The sequence below is a fragment of the Salinispora pacifica CNR114 genome, assembly GCF_000514775.1.
Lineage (GTDB): Bacteria > Actinomycetota > Actinomycetes > Mycobacteriales > Micromonosporaceae > Micromonospora > Micromonospora pacifica.
In genome coordinates, this window is the sequence record NZ_AZWO01000059.1 from 1 (window position 1) to 19,776 (window position 19,776).

A 19,776-nucleotide genomic window follows, 5' to 3' on the forward strand; every position below is an offset into this window, starting at 1 on the left:
GCACGTCGCGCAGCGGCTTGGGGTGTCGCGCGACATGGTGGGCAAGTGGCGTAGCCGGTTCCTCGCGCGCCGGTTGGAGGGCCTCGTTGACGAGCCTCGGCCCGGNGCGCCTCGTCGGATCAGCGACGACCGGGTCGAGGAGGTGATCGNCAAAACCCTCGAACAGCAGCCAGCCAATCAGGACAGTCACTGGTNGACCCGGTCGATGGCGCGCGAGACCGGGCTGTCACAGACGGCGGTGTCGCGGATCTGGCGGGCATTCGGTCTCAAGCCGCATCTGGTCGACACGTGGAAACTGTCGGCTGACCCGATGTTCGTGGAAAAGGTCCGTGACGTGGTGGGCCTGTACCTGGACCCGCCGGTCAAGGCGATGGTGCTGTGCGTCGACGAGAAATCGCAAATGCAGGCACTGGAGCGGACCCGGCCGATGCTGCCGATGATGCCCACCGTCCCCGCGCGGCAGACCCACGACTACGTCCGTCACGGCGTGGCCAGCCTGTTCGCCGCGTTCGACCCGGCCACCGGCAAGGTCATCGGACAGTTGCACCGCCGGCACCGCCATCAGGAGTTCCTGAAGTTCCTGAAGATCATCGACGCCAACACTCCCGCCGACGTGGACCTGCACCTGGTGCTGGACAACTACGCCACCCACAAGACCCCAGCCGTGCACCGCTGGCTGGCCGCGCACCCCCGCTTTCACCTGCACTTCACCCCGACATCAACATCCTGGCTCAACCTCGTAGAGCGCTGGTTCGCCGAACTGACCAACCGCAAACTCCGCCGTTCCAGCCACCGCAGCCTCGCCGACCTCGAAACCGACGTACAGACCTGGATCGAGGCATGGAACACCGAACCGAAACCGTTCGTCTGGACCAGAACCGCCGACGAGATCCTCAACAGCCTCGCCACATACTGTGGTCGAACTAACGACTCAGGACACTAGCTCACAGGCGTGTTCCACGTCGCCTAGCCCGAGCACGCTGTCCGCTCGCCAGATGAGGTATGTCGCTCGGTCGCGGCGACATTCTATTGACTGCACAGCAAGCGACTGGGCTAGCCAGTAGTCCGCTGCCTTGTGCTGTTCTAATGCCAGATAACTTCCGGCGACCTGGGCGCAGTACTCTGCCCGGTCAAAGTAACTCGCCCATCCGGGGGTTACCTCATCGTCGGCCCGGCCCATGTTCCGCTCAGCCACGCTAAGTAACCGTTCGCAGTCTCGAACCTCGTCGCGAACGGCATGGGTGCGTGCCTGCCGGACAGCCAGCATGGCCAAAACGCGGGCCGGTGCGGACTTTGCTCCTTCGCGCGCCGCTTGCGCGAGAGACAGTGCCTCGTCGGTGCGATCGTTGTCCATCCGTTGCAGGCTCATGCATTTGAGAATGTTGGCACCAGCTGCTCGATCATTCGCAGTGTGTGCCGCGCGTAGTGCAGCTATCCAATACCTCTCGGCCGCAGCATGATAGCCACTGTCAAAGCTCGTCCACCCTGCGATGCGACCTAGCTCCGCGGCGACTGAAAAGACGCGCTGGCCCAGGTGCTCCGTGTACGCGCCTTTTATCAGCAAGTCGGTCACCAGCCGTAGCTCCGCGTCTACAAGGTTGCGAATGTGCCCTCCGCCAAGCACAGCGTCCATCTGGCGAAGGGCGGGCAGGCGCTGTTCCAGGCAGGTCACAAGCTCCGCGTCAATGTGCCCGCCGCGGAGGACAGAAGCCAACTGGGGCGGGTCGATGCTGAGCCACTGATCGGCTAGGACGGCGGCACCCCCGACGCCGAGTACCAGAAACCCGCGTCGATCTAGCACGGCACTACCCGCCGTCTCGTCCATAGCTTGGACGCAATTTTCAGCCGACCATGGAGCATCTATTTTGACCCTTTCGCCGATAGGGAGCCAGTGTGGCCAGCCCAGGGTGTGCACTGCTTCGACCGAGACCCCAAGCTCCGCGGCCAAGGCGAGCTGTGAAGCCGAATCAGGTACCACCCCCCAGTGTTCCCACCGCCACGCCTTCTCTCTTCGAGCGGCACTGTTGCCCACGCGGGTGGCGATGACATGAGCCAGGTCTTGATAGGTCCATCCATGCTCCTGCCGAACGTAGCTTAGGGGGTGAATGAGCGGCGAGCGTTGGCCGCCGGGTTGACGTGCTGCCATCTCGGCCTCCCTCGACTTCAGAGCGCGGTAGTGCTGGCGCTTCTGTATATCGACCCCGCCACGGAGTTTGCTCTGGTTGTTGCTGTGAGACAACAGCAGGACTACGGGACACCGCTAGACCCGCATAGTTCCACGGGGTTTGCTGGGCTCAGATCCGTTCCCGTGGCGCTGGCGTAACTCCCCGTACAACGTTAGGGCCGTGTCGCCAGAATGCGTCGCACACCGCACAGCACCGCTCAGCTGGGCGCTGGGGAGGTACTTCGCTCCAGGTCCGGGAGGCTTCAGCGTGGCGGAGCTGCCCAACTAGCCGAAGAGGAGACTGCCATGCGTGTCCGTTGGTTCCGCTGCAAAGAGCCGGATCTGCCCGCCTTGCCGCAGCGAGTCCGGAGTACGACCCCGCCGGCGTGGATGACGCAGCCGACCTGCTTCTACCCCCGGCCGGGTAGCGTCGGCCGGCTGACGCCCGCCCAGCAGTGGCGAGCCAACGGAGGCCGGTGGTGAACCTTCATCAGCTTCCGCAGCCGAGGCTCGGTCCGTATCCGGAGCACCCTCGGCACTGCATCGGGAACCGACCACCCCACACACCGCTACGGCCCACGTGGGCGTGTCGCGCCTGCTGCCAGCCATGGCCCTGCGCCGAGGCCCAGCTCCTCCTCAGAGTCGAATTCGAAGGTCGAAGATCAGGTCTGTTGATCTACCTTGCCGGCCTGCTCTACGAGGCGATGCACGACCTCTGCCACCTCAGCCCGGATGATCAGGTCGAGCCCCACGAGTTGTTCGACCGGTTCGTGTCGTGGGCGTAGTCGCCGGAGCTTCGATGATGCGGCCAAGAGCTCCGCCGGCCCACCTCTGCCAGATGACCCCATCGTTCGGTAAAGCAGGAGATCGGAGACAGCATGATGGTTAGCGAGAGTGAACGTTTTGCAACGGGGCGCACCGTAGCCGCAATGAGTGACAGCCTTCCGTCCGAGCGGGGCGTACGCCCTTTCGGGTTGAGCTTCGCACAGCCGCTGGACAGCGCCGAGCACGGTGCCCTGCCGGAGTGGCGGTGGTGCGACGACCACCAGATCGGCGTCACCCCCAACGGTGACCCCTGGCACCGGACTGTCCAGGCCGGAACCATGAAGACAACCGGGCCGTCGCCCGACGGAGGCCCCAACACCGGGGGCGAGGAGTGGACTCCGGACTTCATGCCGGACCAGCCGAGCTGACCCATGACCGTCCTGGTGCTTGCCGCGGACGTCGACCCGACGGTGGACGCGGTGGTGGAGATGCTGACCCGGCGAGGTGTTCCCGTATTCCGCTGTGACACCTCCTGGTTTCCCAGCCGTCTCAGTTTGGATGCGGAGATGACCGAGGTGGGTTGGCGCGGCGTTCTTCGTACTGAGCGCCGGACGGTGGCGTTGGCGGGGTTGCGGTCCGTGTGGTACCGCAACCCCACCACGTTTGCTGTCTCGGACGGCATGTCTCCGGCCGAACGGTGGCACGCCACCCACGAAGCGAAATTCGGGCTCGGTGGGGTTTTGTGGTCTTTGCCGGTGCGCTGGGTCAACCACCCGGGCCGGCAGGCAGACATGTACAAGCCGACGCAGCTTGCGGTGGCCCAACGGTGTGGCATCTCGGTCCCAGCGACCCTGGTCACCAATCAGGCTGACGCGGTGCGCTGTTTCGCGGATCACCACCCCGGCGGCATAGTCATGAAACCTCTCGGCTTCGGTTCCATCCTCGAGGGGGGGTGTCGGAAGGTGCTGAACACCTACCTGCTGTCTCGCGCGGACTTGGCCGACATACGTGGGGTCGAGACAACAGCCCACCAGTTCCAACCCTTTATTGGCAAGGCCTGCGAGGTGCGGCTAACTGTGGTGGGTGAGCGAATGTTCGCGGCAGCCATCACCGCACACAGCAGGAAGGCGCGTATCGACTTTCGAGCCGACTACGACGCCCTCACCTATGAGATCGTGGACGTTCCCGGCCGGGTAGCCGATGGGGTGAGAGCATTCATGTCCCACTTCGGGATAGTGTTTGGTGCCTTTGATTTCGTGGTCGACCCAAACGACAAATGGTGGATGTTGGAGTGCAATCCAGCCGGACAGTACGGTTGGATTGAAGGCGCAACCGGGCTGCCAATAGCCTCCGCGTTGGCTGACTTACTGGAGAAAGGGTAATGATTTGACTGACTGGCAGCCGTGGGCGGCTACGTTGGCGGACAAGCTTGCCGCTGCATCCGCGATAGCCGATGACCAGTGGCGGGCGGCGTTCGAGGGCACCCCGCGACACGTGTTCGTACCTCGATATTGGGAACTTGACGAGTACAATCGCCCCAGCCGGCTGGTGGACGGCGCCATCTCCGCCCACCGTCCGGAGTGGCTGGAAGCCGCGTACACGGATCGCTTCCTGGTGACCCAGTGGGTGCCGGACGAGGACCGGAGGGTCGTCACCAGCTCAGCGTCCCTGCCGTCACTGGTAGCCAGGATGCTGCACATCCTTGACGTTGCAGACGGTCACCGAATCCTGGAGATCGGTACCGGTACCGGCTACAACACCGCCCTACTGTGCCACCGAGTCGGCGCTGCCAACGTCACAAGCGTGGACATCGACGCCGGCCTGGTAGCCGAAGCCGCGGGCCGCTTGAACACCGTGGGTTACGCGCCCGCGGTGGTTGCCGGAGACGGTGCGCTGGGCGTAAAGGATTACGGCCCATATGATCGCATCCTGTCGACCTGCGCCACCAGAGGGGTGCCACCAGCATGGATCGATCAGCTCGCCGACGGCGGGCGGATTGTCACCCCGTTAACCATGGGCGGAGCGCTCGCGGTGCTGACCAAATCTGGCCCCGACGAGGTGTCCGGTCATTTCGATGTGGAACAGGCATGGTTCATGGCCATGCGCCCTGCTACCCGGGCGATGCCGGTCGGCTTCCTCGCCGACCAGCCCCAACCCGTTTCTGATGAACTCGCGGGCCTCGGCGTCAGTGGCCTTGAACCCGAGGCGCTGGCCGACCCCGACTTCCGGCTGTGGCTCCTGCTCCACCAGCCGACGTTGCATTTTGTCGAGCACTTCGACAACGAGTTGGCGCATGCGGGGCTTACCGTCCACGACGGAGCTGATCTCGCCACCGCACTGCGACGCGCTGATGGGCCGCTGCACGTCCGGCAGTCGTCCCCCAGGCGGCTGTGGGACACCGTCGAGTCGGCGTGGCGGTCGTGGGTTGACCACGACAAGCCGCGGCGCGATCGGCTCGGGATCACCGCCACCACTGGTGGCGTCCAGTACGCATGGCTCGATCACCCGGCTCGCCGCCAGGGCGGAGATGGGGGCGACGTCTTCCGCTGGCCATTGCCCACCCTGAGCTAGCCAACGTCCAAACGCCCCCGCCGTCCGTGGTCCGTCAGTGCGGTGGGTGTTTGCGGGGGTGAGTTGTAGTCGACTCGCGGCGAACGCTCTGGGCACCCTTGGGTCACCAGAGTTCTGGCTCTAATTTGGATGGCGCTCACCGATGCGATGGGCGCCATTCCGCTTTCTATGCCCTGCCGCAGCAATTCCGGCATGACGGTGGACGGTCAGCCCTTTACGCTGAGCCGGCGTGCCAGCGATGCGGGTGTTGGCCTCGGGCTGGAAGTGGCCAACCAAAACTGAGAGGACACCGAAAGCACTTCGGGCTCAGCCCACCGACTCGCCACGATTGGCGCGGGCCATGCGAATCGCCTGAATGTTGCCGACTGCGAGCCCGAACGCGGCCCCCGATAAGAATGCGGCACCTGCTACGTCCACGTCGATGATCCAGGAGAGGTTCAAGCCGAGGAGCCCGAGTGCCAAGGAAAGCAGGCTGAACCGAGTCGGGATCGCCTCGCCTCTGAGCGAATAACGGATCGCAGAGATTATCAGGCCCGCGCCGGACGCCGCCGCGACGACGAACGGGACTACTACGAGCACGACCTCGGCATCTGATAGCGCGAAATAGACCGCCACGGCCAATGCTCCCACGGCCACCCCGGCCGACACCGGAATCGCGTTGGACGGCCAGGCACGGTCATCTCGCATTCCTGGTTTGACTCCACCATCCGCCACGGCGGGTGAGTGTAGTCAATCGGCCTCCCTAGCGCGACTCACGCCTGCTTGGTCCGCGCATGCGGTCTCCGCCACCACCGGTCAAGATCTGGCCAGCGGCCGTCGTGGGCGCGTCACCCTTCAGCTTGTGGCTAACCAAAACTGGTCCGACCCACGCCGAGGCGGTGTGGGCTCGCTGGTGTGGTGATGCCGGCGGCAGCAACAAGGACGGTGCCGCGTCGCCAGCCGCGGTACCTCAGGGCAGGGGGGTGTGTGCGGGGTCGACCCGCTCGGCCGGTGGGGGCGGCGGTGGGGCGGTGCCGTCGCCGAAGGGGCGACCACCCAACTCCCCCCGACCGTGCGGGGTCAGCCAGTTCGCCAGATCCGGGCCGAGCGGGACGATCGCGGTCGGGTTGACGTCCCCGTGCACCGCGTAGTAGTGCCGCTTGATGTGTTCGAAGTCGATGGTGTCGCCGAATCCGGGGGTCTGGAACAGGTCCCGGGCGTACGCCCAGAGCACCGGCATCTCGGCCAACTTGCTGCGGTTGCACTTGAAGTGGCCGTGGTAGACCGGGTCGAAGCGGACCAGCGTGGTGAACAGCCGTACGTCCGCCTCGGTGATTGTCTCCCCGACCAGGTAGCGGCGTTCGGCGAGCCGGTCGCTCAGCCAGTCCAGCCGGTCGAACAGCCGCTGGTACGCCCGGTCGTACGCCGACTGACTGCCGGCGAAGCCACACCGGTAAACCCCGTTGTTGACATCGGCGAAGACCACCGCGTTCACCTCGTCGATCTCGTCCCGGAGCCGCTGCGGATAGAGCTCCGGTGCCCCGTCGCGGTGGTACGCGGTCCACTCGGTCGACAGGTCGAGACTCATCTGCGCGAAGTCGTTGGTCACCACCTGCCCGGTCGGTACGTCGACGATCGCCGGTACCGTGATCCCACGGTCGTAGCCGGGGAAGCGCGCAAAGTAGGCGTCCGCCAGCCGTTCGATGCCGAGCACCGGATCCCGCCCGCCGGGGTCGAGGTCGAAGCTCCAGCTTCGCCGGTCGTGGGTCGGGCCGGCGACCGCCATCGAGAGGACGCCCTCCAGCCCGAGTAGCCGTCGGACGATGACCAGCCGGTTCGCCCACGGGCAGGCACGACTCACCGCCAGCCGGTACCGCCCCGGCTCCACCGGCCAGCCGTCCCCGCCGTCGGCGGTGATCCGGGTGGCGATGTAGCGCTGATCCCGGGTGAACTCGCCGCCCGGCTCGACGTACCTCCCGCCGGTGCGGCGCAGCGCCGCCTCGCCGCTGCTCGCCGTCGCGCCCTCGGTCACGCCGCCCCCTCTGGTCGTCGCGATGCGCCTACCACCCATCATCGCCGGATCAGGCGGTGCGCGAAGCGTCGCGCCGTAACCCAGCCGCGCTTCCCCCGGCCGGTGGCCGCAGCCCGCACCCGGGTGGTGGTCGCGCCCGCCGGGGGGCACAGGGCAGGATGGTCGGCATGACCGACCCCAGTGAGCGCAGCGACCCGGCCGACGGTGAGCGCAGCCTGCCCGGCGTGGGCCTGGTCAAGGGGCTCGCGGTCACGTTGAAGACGATGACTCGCCGCTCGGCCACCCAGCAGTACCCGGATGTCGCCCCGGCGTTGCCGCCGCGCTCGCGCGGCGTGATCGCGCTCCTCGCGGAGAACTGTACGGTCTGCATGCTCTGCGCCCGTGAGTGTCCGGACTGGTGCATCTACATCGACTCGCACAAGGAGGAGGTGGTGGTGCCCGGGGCGGCCCGCGCCCGTCAGCGCAACGTGCTGGACCGGTTCGACATCGACTTCTCGCTCTGCATGTACTGCGGGATCTGCATCGAGGTCTGCCCGTTCGACGCGCTCTACTGGTCCCCGGAGTTCGAGTACGCCGAGTACGACATCAAGGACCTCCTGCACGACAAGGACCACCTCGGCGAGTGGATGGGCACCGTCCCGCCACCGCCGGCGCACGACCCGAACGGCGAGCCGGCCAAAGAAGAGACCGCCGCCGCGCGGAAAGCCGCGATCCCGGCCAACCCCGCCGAACGTCCGGCTGTCACCCCGCCCCGCTCCACCGAACGCCCGGCGGCCGCCCCGGCCCGCCCCGCCGAACAGCCCCCGCCCCGCCCCGGGCCCAGACCAGCCGGGGACACCGCAACGGGGGAAGGCCCGACCCCGTGACCGGCACCGACGCGCTGCTGCTCGCCCTGGGCGCGCTGGCGGTCGGCTCCGGCGCCCTGGCGGTGGCCACCCGGCACCTGGTCCGGGCCGGCCTCTACCTGGTGCTCTGCCTCGCCGCGGTGGCCGGGATGTACCTGGTCCTCACCGCCGAACTGGTTGCCTGGGTGCAGGTACTGATCTACGTGGGGGCGGTGGTGGTGCTGCTGCTCTTCGCGGTGATGCTCACCCGTGCTCCGATCGGCGCCTCCACCGACCTGGACCGACCGGGTTGGCCGGCCGCCCTGATCGGCGGCGGCACCGGGCTCGGGCTGGCCGCGCTGTTGGTGGACGCGTACCGGTGGTCGTCGGTGCCGCTGCCCACGGCCGGCAGCGCCGAACGGATCGGGGAGCAGATCTTCGGCAGTTGGGTGCTGCCCTTCGAGGTGCTCTCGGTGCTGCTGCTCGCCGCCCTGGTGGGGGCGATCATCCTGTCCCGTCCGGACATCGGACGGTCGCCGGTGGACCTGGCCGGCGACAGCAGGGCGGACGAGACCCCCGCCGAGACCTCCATCGAGGCCTCCGCCGAGGGCAGGCGGTCCCGGTGAGGCCGGTCATCCCCTACGTCACCGCCGCCCTGCTGTTCGGGCTCGGCACGTACGGGGTGCTGCGCCGGCGCAACGCCATCCTGGTGCTGATCGCGGTCGAGCTGATGCTGAACGCGGTGAACCTGATCCTGGTCACCGCCGACACCACGGTTCGGTCCCAGCTGCCGCACGGCGGCCAGGTCTTCGCGCTGTTCGTGATCGTGCTGGCCGCCGCCGAGGTGGGCGTCGGGCTGGCCATCGTGCTGCAGCTCTACCGGATGCGGGCCAGCGTGGCGGTGGACGAGGTGCCGCTGGCCGAGCCCCCGCCGCCGAACGCCCCGGCCGAGCCGTCAGCGCCCCCGCCCGCCACGGCGGCCACCCCCGGGGAGGCAGACCGGTGACCACGCCCACCACGGCCGCCCCGCCCACCACGGCGGCCACCCCCGGGGAGGCAGACCGGTGAGCACGCCCGTCCTGCTCGGCACGCTGCTGCCGGCCGTACCCCTGGTGACCGGCCTGATCGGGCTCCTGCTGCCGCCGGCGTCCCCGGAAGCCGGTGCGGCCCGGCGGCGGGCCCGTCGGGCGGCGATCACCCTTGGGACGACCGGCGCGGCCCTGTCGCTACTCCTCGCCGTCGCCCTGCTGGCCACCCTCGACGCACCGGCCGAGGCCACCCGGACCTGGATCGACTTCGGCGGCCTGACGGTCACCCTCGGCGTCCGGCTGGACTCGACGGTGGCGCTGGTGGCGGTCGCCGTCGCCGCGGTGGCCCTCGCCGTGCAGGTCTACTCGATCGGCTACCTCCGGAACGGCCCGCACGACGAGGTGGACGTCGACCACCGCTACCCGCCGTACGCGGCCCAGATCAGCCTCTTCACCGCCGCGATGCTGCTGGTGGTGGTCGCCGGAGACCTCATCCTGCTGCTGGTCGGCTGGGAGGTGATGGGCCTCTGCTCGTACCTTCTGATCGCCCATGAGCGACGGCTGCCCGCAGCGCCCGGCGCCGCGATGAAGGCCTTCCTGGTCACCCGGGTGGGTGACGTCGGCTTCCTGCTCGGGATCGCGCTGCTCGGTGTCTCCGCGGGCAGCTTCCGGATCGCCGACGTGCTCGCCCACGACCACGCCACCGGGCTGCTCACCGCTGCCTGCCTGCTGTTGCTCGCCGGGGTGGCCGGCAAGAGCGCCCAGTTCCCGCTGCACACCTGGCTACCCGACGCGATGGCCGGCCCCACCCCGATCTCCGCGCTGATCCACGCGGCGACCATGGTGGCTGCCGGGGTCTACGTCGTCGCCCGGCTCTTCCCCCTCTTCGGGCAGGTGCCGGTCGCCCTGGCGGTGCTCGGCGTGCTGGCCTCGATCACCCTGCTGCTCGGCGCGTTCGCCGCCCTCGCCCAGGACGACCTCAAGCGGGTCCTCGCCTGGTCAACGGTCTCCCAGCTGGGCTACCTGACCGGCGCGCTGGCGGTGGGCGCGCCCGCGGCGGCCCTGTTCCACCTGCTCACCCACGCCGCCTTCAAGGCGCTGCTCTTCCTCGCCGCCGGGGCGGTGATCCACGCCGCGGGTACCGCGCTGATGTCCCAGCTCGGTGGCCTGCACCGGACGATGCCGGTGACCTTCTGGTCCATGCTGATCGGCCTCGGTGCGCTGGCCGGGCTGCCGCCGCTGTCCGGCTTCTTCAGCAAGGACTCCGTGCTGTACGCCGCTGAGGAAGCCGCCCGGCACGGCGGCCCGGCGCCCGCCTGGGTGGGCTGGGCGGTGTGGCTGGCCGGGCTGGTCGGGGTCGCCCTCACCGCCGGGTACGCCACCCGGCTGTTGCTGCGCACCTTCTTCGGCGCGCCCCGCAGCCCGCTGCGTCAGCCGCACGACCCGCCCGCGGTCCTGCGCTGGCCGGTGCTGCTGCTGACCGCCCCGGCGGCGCTGCTCGGTTTGGCCGGATTCTCCGGAACCTTCGCCCGCTGGCTCGAACCGTACGGGTCGGCCACCCGGGAGCGCTCCGCGGAGCTGCTGCCCGCCGATCCGTTGGTGCACGTCGGCCCGACCGTGCTGCTGCCGCTCGTCCTGCTGGCGCTCGGGGCGGGGCTCGCCTGGGCCCGCTGGCGGCGAGATCCGGGCGGTGACCCGGCCGTGCTGCTGGGTCCGCTGCGCCCGCTCTCCGCCCGCGCGTTCTGGCTCGACGACCTCCAGCACACCCTGGTGGTACGCCCGATCGGCCGGCTCGCCGCTGGCGCGCGTACCGCCGACGAGGTGGTGGTGGACGGTGCGGTCACCGGCAGCGGTCGGGTCGCCTGGTGGCTCGGGGGCGGGCTGGCGGCGTGGCACCGCGACACGCTGCCGCGGGCCGCCGCCGGTGTGCTGGCCGGCGCGCTGCTGATCGGGCTGGCGGCCATGTTGATCGGAGGCGACGCATGAGCGGGGTCGTGGGGCAGGCACTGCTGGTGGCGGTGCTGGCGGTCCCGGCGGTCGGCGCGGTGGTCGTCGCCGCGCTCCGACACGACCGGGCCGCCCGCCTGGTCGGTACGGTGGCCGCCGGGCTGACCCTGCTCGCCGCGCTGCCGCTGGTAGCGGGCGGCGACAACGGCGGGGCGGGCCCCGACCCGAGCCCCGCGGTCCGCCCCTGGCATCAGGTGGACCTGCCGTGGGTGCCCGGCCTGGACCTCCGCCTCCACCTCGGGGTGGACGGCATCTCCTGGCCGCTGGTCGTGCTGACCGCGTTGCTGACCGTGCTCTGCTGCGGCTACACCCTGTGGAAGGTCCCCAGTGGGGGCAGCGGTCGGGCCCTGGTGGCGTTGCTGCTGGTGGTCGAGGTGGGCATCCTCGGCACCTTCCTCGCCCTCGACCTGGTGCTCTTCTTCGTCTTCTTCGAGGTCGTCCTCCTGCCGATGTACGCGATCATCGTCGGCTGGGGTGGGCCCGACCGGCACCGGGCGGCCCGCAAGTTCGCCCTCTACACCCTCTTCGGTTCGGTGCTGCTGCTGGTGGGCGTCCTGGTGGTGGTGACCGCCGCCGGCACCGCGGACATTGTGGCGCTGACCGGCGGCACCGGGCTCGCCCGCGGGCCGCAGCTCGCCGCGTTCACCCTGCTGGCGCTCGCCTTCGCGGTGAAGAGCCCGCTGTGGCCACTGCACTCCTGGCTGCCCGACGCGCACACCCAGGCGCCCACCGTCGGCAGTGTGATCCTCGCCGGGGTGCTGCTCAAGATGGGCACCTACGGGCTGATCCGGGTCGCGGTCGGCGTCGCCCCCGAAGGCGCCGAGTGGGCCGCGCCGGTACTCGGCGTACTCGCGGTCGCGGCGATCCTGGTCGGCTCCCTGGTCTGCCTGGCGCAGACCGAGCTGAAGCGGCTGATCGCGTACTCCAGCGTGGGGCACATGGGCTTCGTGCTCCTCGGCGTCGCCACGCTCACCGGTACCGGCCTGCGGGCAGCCCTGATCGGCAACATCGCGCACGGGATCATCACCGGCCTGCTGTTCTTCCTCGCCGGCGCCATCAAGGACCGAGCCCACACCGGTGACCTGGCTGAGCTCTCCGGGTTGCGGGAGACCGCGCCCCGGCTGGCCGGGCTGCTCGGCTTCGCCGCCGTCGCCTCGCTGGGCCTGCCCGGCCTGGCCGGCTTCTGGGGAGAGGCGTTCGCCGTGGTCGCCGCGGTCCGGGTCGGTGGTCCCCTCTGGCTGACCCTCGCCGTCCTGGCGGCGCTCGGTGGTGCGCTCACCGCCGCGTACCTCCTGCGGCTGCTCCGCCAGGTCACCCACGGCCGGGCCAGCTCGCCGGTGGCGCGGCTCGGGCCGGGTGTGGCACGGGCGGAACTGCTGACCTGGGCGCCGCTGGTCCTACTCACGCTCGCCGTGGGATTGGCCCCGATCCTGGTCCTGGGCGTGGCCCAGGCGCCGGTGGACGCCCTGCTGCCGGGGCGCCCGTGAGCTGGGTGGAGGTACGGGCATGAGCATGGTGCAGACCGTCGACAACGTGGCGCTGCTGCCGGCGTACCTGGCTGCCGGGACGGCGGTGCTGGTGCTCCTCGCCGACCTGCTGGTCGCGCGGGCGCGGGTCACCGTCTCCGCCGCCGCGCTCGGTGCGCTCGCCACGGCCGCCGGCGCGATCCTCGTCGGGGGAGGCGGCGAACGCCGTACGTTCTGCGTCGGCGCCGACTGCTCGTACGTCTTCGGTGGCCGGGCCGCCCTGGTCGCCGTACTCGTCGCGCTGCTCACCCTGGGCGTGCTGGGGCTCTCCGGGCCGCTGCTGCGGGCCGGGGCGACGCCGGTGGGCGAGTACTGCTTCCTGCTCGCCGCGTCGATGACCGGCGGGGTGACGCTCGGTGCGGCCGGTGACCTGATCAGCCTGATCGTGGCGCTGGAGACCCTAACCCTGCCGCTGTACGTCCTGGTGGGCCTGCGCCGAGGCAGCCTGGCCAGCATCGAGGCGGCAATGACCTTCTTCGTGGTCAGCGTGGTCGCCACGACGCTGACCCTGCTCGGGGCGGCCCTGCTCTACGCGTCCACCGGCGCGCTGCACCTCGGCCGGCTCGGGGTGCTCTTCGCCGAGCAGCCGGAGCTGCTCGACGTCCCGCTGACCACGGTCGCCGTGGCGCTGGTCGTGGTGGGGCTGACGGTCAAGGTCGCGGCGGTGCCCTTCCACGCCTGGGCGCCCACCACCTACGACGGCGCGCCGCTGCCGGTGGCCGCGTACCTCTCCACGGTCTCGAAGCTCGGCGGGGTGGTGGCCCTGCTCGCGGTGGTGCAGCACGCCCTGCCGGCCCGGACCACCGGCCCGGTGCTCGCGCTGCTCGCGGTGTTGACCATGACCGTCGGTAACCTGGTGGCGCTGCGCCAGCGCCGCACCGTACGGCTGCTCGCCTGGTCCTCGGTGGCCCAGGCGGGCTACATCCTCGCGCCGCTCGGCGCGCTGGCCCTCGCCGCGGGCCGCACCGGCGACGCCCGCGCCGCCGCGTACGCGGCAGCGGTGGCGTACACGGTCTTCTTCGTGGTCCTGGAGCTGGCGGCGTTCGCGGCCGTGGTCGCGCTGCGACCAGCGGGCGCGGACGGCGGCACCCTTGAGGAACTGCGGGGCGCGGCCCGGCGCCGGCCGTGGGCGGCGGTGGGGCTGGCGCTGGCCCTGGTCGGCCTCGCCGGTCTACCGCCCGGCCTCGCCGGGCTCTTCGCGAAGGTCACCGTGGTCCGGTCGCTGCTCGACGGAGGCGCCGGCTGGCTGGCCCTGGTGGTGGCGGTCAACGCGGTGCTCGGCCTGGCCTACTACCTGCGGGTCGTGGCCGCGCTCTGGTCCACCGGCCAACCGGCAGCGGTGCCGACCGATCCAACCCCGGCGGTGGCGCCGACTGACCCGGCAGCGGTGGCGACGGGTCCGGTGGCGACGGGTCCGGCGGCGACGGGTCCGGCGGCGACGGGTCCGGCGGTGACGCCGACCGAACCGGCAGCGGTGCTGGTCCGGGCCAAGCCAGTCGCGGCGGTCCTGGCGGCGGCGACGGTCGTGGCGTTGGTGGTCGGTTTCGCCCCACAGCTCGTGCTCGACCTCGCCGCCCGCTGACCCAGCGGGCCTACCCCCCTCGTTACCAGGCATTTCACAGCCATATGACGGATGGTTGACGGGTACCGGTGGTGTTGAACCGGTCAGCGGACCAACGCGGTCCGCGCACCGAAGGAGTGACCGTGCACCATAACCGTCTGAAGACCGCCGCGCTGCTCGGCCTGCTCACCGCCCTGATCTTAGCGGTGGGCTACTGGTTCGGCGGCAGCGGCGGACTGGTGATCGCCGTCCTCATCTCGCTGGGGATGAACGGCGTCAGCTACTTCTACTCCGACAAGCTCGCGCTGCGCGCGATGCGGGCGGAACCAGTCAGCGAGGCACAGTTCCCCGAGCTTTACCAGATGGTGCGGGAACTGGCCAGCAAGGCCCGGCAGCCGATGCCCCGGCTCTACGTGAGCCCGACCAGACAGCCCAACGCGTTCGCGACCGGTCGGAACCCGCAGAACGCGGCCGTCTGTGTCACCCAGGGGATCGTCGAGATCCTCGACTACCGCGAGCTGCGTGGGGTCATCGGGCACGAGCTGTCGCACGTCTACAACCGGGACATTCTCATCTCCAGCGTGGCCGCCGGCCTGGCCGGCATCATCACCGCCCTGGCCAACCTGGCGTTCTTCATCCGGCTCGGGGGCGACGACGAGGAGGGGCGCAACCCGGTGGTGCTGCTGCTGACCATCATCCTGGGCCCGATCGCCGCCACGCTGATCCAGCTTGCGATCGGCCGTAGCCGCGAATTCCAGGCGGACGCCTCCGGCGCCCAGCTCACCCGGGACCCGTTGGCGTTGGCCAGCGCCCTCCAGAAGATTCACAAGGGCACCCAGGCGCGCCCGTTGCCGCCGCAGGGGCAGCTCACCAGCGCCGCCCACCTGATGATCGACAACCCGTTCAAGGGCGGCGGCGTGGCGGCGCTCTTCTCGACCCACCCTCGGATGGAGGAGCGGGTCGCCCGGCTGGAGCAGATGGCCGGCAGCACCGGCCCCATCCAGTACCGCTGAACCGGCTGGGTTCAGGCACCCTCCTCCCGGGTCGGTGCCTGAACCCCCTCATCGGTGGGTACCACGACCTCCGTGTTCGTCTTCTTCTCCAACCGACTTGGCTGCCTCGGCTCGGTGCTGATCAGCGCGATCCTCACGGTGATCCTGCTGCTCATCTTCGCCCGGTGAGCGCGACGGCAGCCGGCGGCGGGACCGGCTGACGGCGGTTGCGGTGGCCAGGACCGCGGCCACCAGCGCCGCGGCCAGCGCTGGCGCCCAGAGCGGCGCGACCCGCAGTACCGCCGCGCCGAGCACCGCGCCGCCGAGGAGCCCCAGTAGCCGGGTCACGCCGGCCGCACCCGCCGCGAACCGGTGCGGATCGAAGACCACCAACCGCACGATGGAGGTGAGCGATCCGGTGAGGTAGGTCGTGGTGGCGTGCGGTATCCCGGAGCTGATCGTCACCACGCTCTGTATTCCGCTGGCCGTCGCGGCGGCGAAGAGCAGGGTCAGGGAGGCGGCGAATCCGGGGCGCCCCCCGGTGGCCCACCAGCCACCCGCCACTCCGACCAGCAGCAGCACCTGAACCACCATGACCAGATGGGTGCGGGAACGCCAGCCCAACTCGGCGTGGCGTAGCGGCAGGGTGCCGCCGGCCACGCCGATCGCGTATCCGCCGACCGCTACCGACCCGCCGCTGAGCAGGCGGGAATCCATGGCGACAATATTGTGGCCGAGCTGGACCAGGTTGCCGGTGATCACGCTGGCGAAGAACCCGCCGAGCTGGGTCACACAGAACACGTCGAGGCAGCCGGAGGCGGTGGTGAGCACGACGAGTAGCCGGGTGACGGCCCGGTGAGACAGGTCCGGGCGGACGAACTCCGCATCCTGCGTCCTCGCCCCCCGCATCCGGCTGCCTTTCCGGCCTGTTGCTCCTCGTTGGCCGTCGCCCTTCTCGACCGTCGCCCTGCCTGCTGTCGCCCTTCTCGGCATCGCCCTGACCGGCCGTCGCACTGCCCGGCCCTCGCCTTTCCGGCCCTCGCCGGGATCGCTTCTTCCCGCGCCGCCGACTTTCATGCTCCAGGCCGGGCACCGAAGGCCTGATGTGGTACTGCCGGTGACCCCACTTTTGACATCACGTCAGCTTCAACTGTTTTGATCTCGCAATGAATCTGGACGGACTACGGGTTGCTATCACCGGTGCCGGACGTGGCTCCGGACGCCTCCTGGCGACCGCCTTCGCCGAGCACGGCGCGCAGGTGTTTGTCTCCGCCCGCGACGAGGCGGCAGCGAGGCGCACCACGGAAAAGATCCGACAGCGGGGGCGGGGGAGCGGCGAGGCCTTCGGCTGCGACCTGACCAACCCCGACTCGGTACGCGGGTTCGCGGCGGCGCTGGCCGAGCGCACCGAACACCTCGACGTCCTGGTCAACAACGGTGCGGGCTACCTGCCCGGTGCGGACCTCGGCGATGTCGAGGACGACCACATCATCGCCACGATCGGCGGCGCCGCGACCGGCACGGTCCTGCTCACCAAACACCTGCTGGCGCTGCTGCGAGCGTCAACGCGGCCGGACATCGTCAACATGATCTCCGCCTGTGGCGAGGTCGGCCACCGCCGTTCGGCGGCCCATCCCGCGTTCTACGCCGCCAAGCACGCGCAGGCCGGCTTCGCCGAGATCATGTCCCATCGACTACGGGCCGAAGGAATTCGCGTCATCTCCCTCTTCCCGCCGGACTTCGTGCAACACGGTCCACGGGCGGCATCCGACGACCTGACCGCACAGTCTGTTGTGGACTGCGTGCTCTTCGCGGTCAGCCAACCGCGGGACTGCTTTATCCGCGAGTTCCGCTTCGAGCAGGTCGTAGGCCCGGAGCGCTGACCGTGGTGGGCCCAGCGGACGGTCAGGCCGCCGTCAGGACCGTCCGACGGCGACCCGAGCACCCGGCGACGAAATCGCCAAGAGCGCCGGGGAGGCTGACGTTCGCAACTCGGTGAGTCGCATGGGAGGAGGCCGGGCTGGCCGGGAGTAACTATCGACGACCATTCGTGACCATGTCTGCCCAAGGCGCGCCGGCCTGGTAACCAGGCCGGCGCGCCTTCTCACCTGTAGTTGGTGAACTGGAGTGCCACGCCGAAGTCCTCGCCCTTCAGCATGGCGATGATGGCCTGCAAGTCGTCCTTCTTCTTGCCGGTCACGCGGAGCTGGTCACCCTGGATCTGCGCCTGGACGCCCTTTGGGCCCTCGTCGCGGATCTTCTTACTGATCGCCTTGGCCTTGTCCGTCTCGATGCCCTGGATCACCTTGCAATCGACCTTGAACTCCTTACCCGACCCGCGTGGATCCCCGGCGTCCAGCGACTTCAGCGAGATATTCCGCTTGACCAGCTTCTCCTTGAAGACATCGAGCGCGGCTCGGACCCGCTCCTCCGTCTCCGCCCGAAGGCTGATCGCCTCCTCGCCCGACCAGGAGATCTCGGCGCCGGTGCCCCGGAAGTCGAACCGCGTCGAGAGCTCCCGCTCCGTCTGGCGGAGGGCGTTGTCAACCTCCTGACGGTCGACCTTGCTCACGATGTCGAACGACGGGTTGGCTGCCATGCTGATACTCCTGTTGTCCTGGCGGTCTGTCCTGTTACGTGCACTACGGGCCAGCCGTGCGCCCCCTGACGGTACCCGGTTGCGGCCACGCCGGGGCGAGCCGCTATCCTTGCTCTCGCCGCCGCGTCGCGACGCGGCGGGTGCCCTGGCGGGTTGCCCGAGCGGCCAATGGGAGCGGACTGTAAATCCGTCGCGAAAGCTTCGAAGGTTCGAATCCTTCACCCGCCACCAGGTGCAGAAAGAGGCCCCTGACCAGCGCAAACGCCGGTCAGGGGCCTCTTTCGTGAGTCCCGCTCTTACCCGCTCAATCTCGCTGGCTGTGTCACATGCGTGTCACCGAGATCATCAGTGCCGGAAGCCGCCGGGCGGGCTGCGTCGGCGGCCGGGGCCGGTAGGCCGAGCGCCGCCTCTACCCGGCGGCGAGCCGCTTCCTCCTGGCCGTAGACGCACTGGCGGGACGCCTGTGGTTCGACTCGGTGTGGTCGACCATCGCCTATCGGTACGACGGATGAACGCCGACCTACGCCACCTGCTCGGCGAGATCGGCGCGGTGCTGCTCGACTTCGACGGGCCGGTGTGCAGCATTCTCGCCGGGTATCCCGCGCCGCAGGTCGCGGCCGAACTGGTGGACGTCCTGCGGCGGCACGGGGTAGACGTGTCATCGGACCTCGCCAGCGAGCCGGACCCGCTCGAAGTGCTGCGCCGCATGGGCGCGGCCGGCGACCACGGCGTCACGCGGGCGGTGGAGGATGCGCTCTGCGAGGCTGAGCGCCGAGCCGTCGAGACTGCGGCACCGACGCCGTACGGCCGGGAGGTCATCGTGGCGGCCCGGCAGGTCGGGATGCCGGTGGCGGCGGTGAGCAACAACTCGGCCGGCGCGGTGACGGCCTACCTCGCGGCGCACCGCCTCGCCGAGCACGTCTCGCCGGTCATCGGCCGGGCGTACGCCGAGCCGGGCCGCATGAAGCCCAACCCGGAACCGATCCTGCAAGCCGTGCGCTCCGTCGGCGAGCCGGCGGGCCGGTGCGTGCTGATCGGGGACTCGCTCTCGGACATCGAGGGAGCGCGGGCCGCCGGGGTCGCGGTGATTGGCTACGCGAATCGGCCGGCAAAGGTCGACGCCTTCCGGCTCGCTGGGGCGGACGTGGTGGTCACCAGCATGGGCGAGATCGCCGCCGCGCTGATCGACCTAGCGGGCGGTTGAGGCTCGTCTACTTCACCAGCCGCATCGGCTGATCCGTCAAGAGGCTGTAGCCGAGAACCATCAAGAACACGAGACCGACCGCAGCGAAAGCCACGCCAATCATGCGTTCCAGCAGGATGAATCGTGCTAGCCGCTCATCGTGCGAGACATCAGGTAACCAGCGCCACGGGGGGACCCGTCGGAGCACGCTCGCGGTGGACACCGACCGCTGCACGTGCCACTCAGTCACGCCGCGAAAGTTGCTGGCGAGAGCGACGCCTAGTACTCCAGCCGGGGATTGTGATCACGGCTCGGTGAGGGCTTGCCGGGCGTAGTGGCTGGTCGTGGCTCGTGCTTGGTGACGGCGTCGGCGTACGGACCAGAGCAGTGGGTCGCAGCGGCGGCGGGCGGGTTCGATGATCAGGACGTTGAACAGGTGACGTAGTTCGTTGACGGTCAGCGCGATCAGCCCGGCCGGATCGGGACGGCTGCGGTGCGCGGTCGCGGCGGCGAGGAAGGCGTGGGCGAGGATCGCCAGGGTGGTC

General features: G+C 69.6%; 20 protein-coding genes, 1 tRNA gene and 1 pseudogene. 16 read left to right on the forward strand and 6 right to left on the reverse strand.

Annotation, left to right across the window (positions count from 1 at the left end; all coding sequences use genetic code 11):
- Positions 1–943 (forward strand): IS630 family transposase (locus tag B118_RS0123725; RefSeq protein ID WP_028193578.1); only part of this gene is annotated, 943 nt, incomplete at its 5' end.
- Here B118_RS0123725 and B118_RS29085 read toward each other — a convergent pair.
- Positions 932–1,825, reverse strand: coding sequence for an NsdA family TPR-like regulatory protein (locus B118_RS29085; RefSeq protein WP_202902364.1), 894 nt, complete (start codon positions 1,823–1,825; stop codon positions 932–934). The genes B118_RS0123725 and B118_RS29085 overlap by 12 nt on opposite strands.
- An 818-nt stretch (positions 1,826–2,643) precedes the next feature.
- On the opposite strand from B118_RS29085, the gene B118_RS29090 reads away from it, so the two are divergent.
- The 5 genes from B118_RS29090 to B118_RS32015 all read left to right on the forward strand — a co-directional run bounded on the left by B118_RS29090 (position 2,644) and on the right by B118_RS32015 (position 5,782).
- Positions 2,644–2,949 carry a hypothetical protein gene (locus B118_RS29090; protein WP_033669789.1) on the forward strand — a complete coding sequence of 102 codons (306 nt, stop codon included), beginning with the start codon at positions 2,644–2,646 and terminating at the stop codon, positions 2,947–2,949.
- Positions 2,950–3,093: 144 nt separating this feature from the next.
- Positions 3,094–3,357, forward strand: coding sequence for a putative ATP-grasp-modified RiPP (gene tgmA / locus B118_RS0123740; RefSeq protein ID WP_026272719.1), 264 nt, complete (start codon positions 3,094–3,096; stop codon positions 3,355–3,357).
- Between the two features lie 3 nt (positions 3,358–3,360).
- Positions 3,361–4,311 carry an ATP-grasp ribosomal peptide maturase gene (tgmB, locus tag B118_RS0123745; RefSeq protein ID WP_028193579.1) on the forward strand — a complete coding sequence of 317 codons (951 nt, stop codon included), beginning with the start codon at positions 3,361–3,363 and terminating at the stop codon, positions 4,309–4,311.
- A gap of 4 nt (positions 4,312–4,315) precedes the next feature.
- Entirely contained in the window at positions 4,316–5,500 is a 1,185-nt protein-coding gene (locus B118_RS0123750; protein ID WP_238324132.1) for a methyltransferase domain-containing protein, read from the forward strand.
- Between the two features lie 129 nt (positions 5,501–5,629).
- Positions 5,630–5,782: a hypothetical protein gene (locus tag B118_RS32015; protein ID WP_155249798.1), complete on the forward strand. Its 153-nt coding sequence runs from the start codon at positions 5,630–5,632 to the stop codon at positions 5,780–5,782.
- A gap of 24 nt (positions 5,783–5,806) precedes the next feature.
- Here B118_RS32015 and B118_RS0123755 read toward each other — a convergent pair whose 3' ends face one another.
- Positions 5,807–6,214: a hypothetical protein gene (locus B118_RS0123755; protein ID WP_232430500.1), complete on the reverse strand. Its 408-nt coding sequence runs from the start codon at positions 6,212–6,214 to the stop codon at positions 5,807–5,809.
- Between the two features lie 235 nt (positions 6,215–6,449).
- On the reverse strand, positions 6,450–7,511 hold the full coding sequence (locus B118_RS0123760; RefSeq protein ID WP_028193580.1) for a glutathione S-transferase family protein: 1,062 nt from the start codon (positions 7,509–7,511) through the stop codon (positions 6,450–6,452).
- 167 nt (positions 7,512–7,678) lie between these two features.
- Here B118_RS0123760 and B118_RS0123765 point away from each other — a divergent pair, with 167 nt between their 5' ends.
- From B118_RS0123765 to htpX, 7 genes are all read left to right on the forward strand, one after another.
- Positions 7,679–8,377, forward strand: a complete 699-nt coding sequence (locus tag B118_RS0123765) for a NuoI/complex I 23 kDa subunit family protein (protein ID WP_202902365.1) — start codon at positions 7,679–7,681, stop codon at positions 8,375–8,377.
- Positions 8,374–8,961 (forward strand): NADH-quinone oxidoreductase subunit J family protein, encoded by a 588-nt coding sequence (locus B118_RS0123770; protein WP_018221481.1) that lies wholly within the window; start codon positions 8,374–8,376, stop codon positions 8,959–8,961. The genes B118_RS0123765 and B118_RS0123770 overlap by 4 nt, the downstream gene beginning before the upstream one ends.
- Positions 8,958–9,341, forward strand: coding sequence for an NADH-quinone oxidoreductase subunit NuoK (nuoK, locus tag B118_RS0123775; RefSeq protein WP_018221480.1), 384 nt, complete (start codon positions 8,958–8,960; stop codon positions 9,339–9,341). The genes B118_RS0123770 and nuoK overlap by 4 nt, the downstream gene beginning before the upstream one ends.
- A 58-nt stretch (positions 9,342–9,399) precedes the next feature.
- A complete protein-coding gene (locus B118_RS0123780) occupies positions 9,400–11,349 on the forward strand; it encodes an NADH-quinone oxidoreductase subunit 5 family protein (protein WP_028193582.1) in 1,950 nt (649 codons plus the stop codon).
- Entirely contained in the window at positions 11,346–12,857 is a 1,512-nt protein-coding gene (locus tag B118_RS0123785; protein ID WP_018221478.1) for a complex I subunit 4 family protein, read from the forward strand. Before B118_RS0123780 ends, B118_RS0123785 begins: the two co-directional genes overlap by 4 nt.
- 19 nt (positions 12,858–12,876) lie before the next feature.
- Complete coding sequence (locus tag B118_RS0123790; RefSeq protein WP_028193583.1) at positions 12,877–14,478, forward strand: NADH-quinone oxidoreductase subunit N; 1,602 nt, start codon at positions 12,877–12,879, stop codon at positions 14,476–14,478.
- A 122-nt stretch (positions 14,479–14,600) separates the two neighbouring features.
- A complete protein-coding gene (gene htpX, locus B118_RS0123795) occupies positions 14,601–15,470 on the forward strand; it encodes a zinc metalloprotease HtpX (protein ID WP_026185486.1) in 870 nt (289 codons plus the stop codon).
- A 48-nt stretch (positions 15,471–15,518) separates the two neighbouring features.
- Here the strand turns inward: htpX and B118_RS0123800 are convergent, their stop codons facing one another.
- Entirely contained in the window at positions 15,519–16,358 is an 840-nt protein-coding gene (locus tag B118_RS0123800; protein WP_028193584.1) for a YoaK family protein, read from the reverse strand.
- A 257-nt stretch (positions 16,359–16,615) separates the two neighbouring features.
- Between B118_RS0123800 and B118_RS0123805 the strand changes: the two genes are divergently transcribed.
- Positions 16,616–17,332 carry an SDR family oxidoreductase gene (locus B118_RS0123805; protein ID WP_028193585.1) on the forward strand — a complete coding sequence of 239 codons (717 nt, stop codon included), beginning with the start codon at positions 16,616–16,618 and terminating at the stop codon, positions 17,330–17,332.
- Between the two features lie 221 nt (positions 17,333–17,553).
- Here the strand turns inward: B118_RS0123805 and B118_RS0123810 are convergent, their stop codons facing one another.
- Complete coding sequence (locus B118_RS0123810; RefSeq protein WP_018218214.1) at positions 17,554–18,048, reverse strand: YajQ family cyclic di-GMP-binding protein; 495 nt, start codon at positions 18,046–18,048, stop codon at positions 17,554–17,556.
- Between the two features lie 147 nt (positions 18,049–18,195).
- Here B118_RS0123810 and B118_RS0123815 point away from each other — a divergent pair.
- Together B118_RS0123815 and B118_RS0123820 are read left to right on the forward strand one after the other, a co-directional pair.
- Positions 18,196–18,279, forward strand: a tRNA-Tyr gene (locus B118_RS0123815).
- Between the two features lie 277 nt (positions 18,280–18,556).
- Complete coding sequence (locus B118_RS0123820; protein ID WP_027657800.1) at positions 18,557–19,252, forward strand: HAD family hydrolase; 696 nt, start codon at positions 18,557–18,559, stop codon at positions 19,250–19,252.
- 283 nt (positions 19,253–19,535) lie between these two features.
- Here B118_RS0123820 and B118_RS0123830 read toward each other — a convergent pair.
- Positions 19,536–19,776, reverse strand: a pseudogene (locus B118_RS0123830) (IS701 family transposase); the annotation flags it as partial.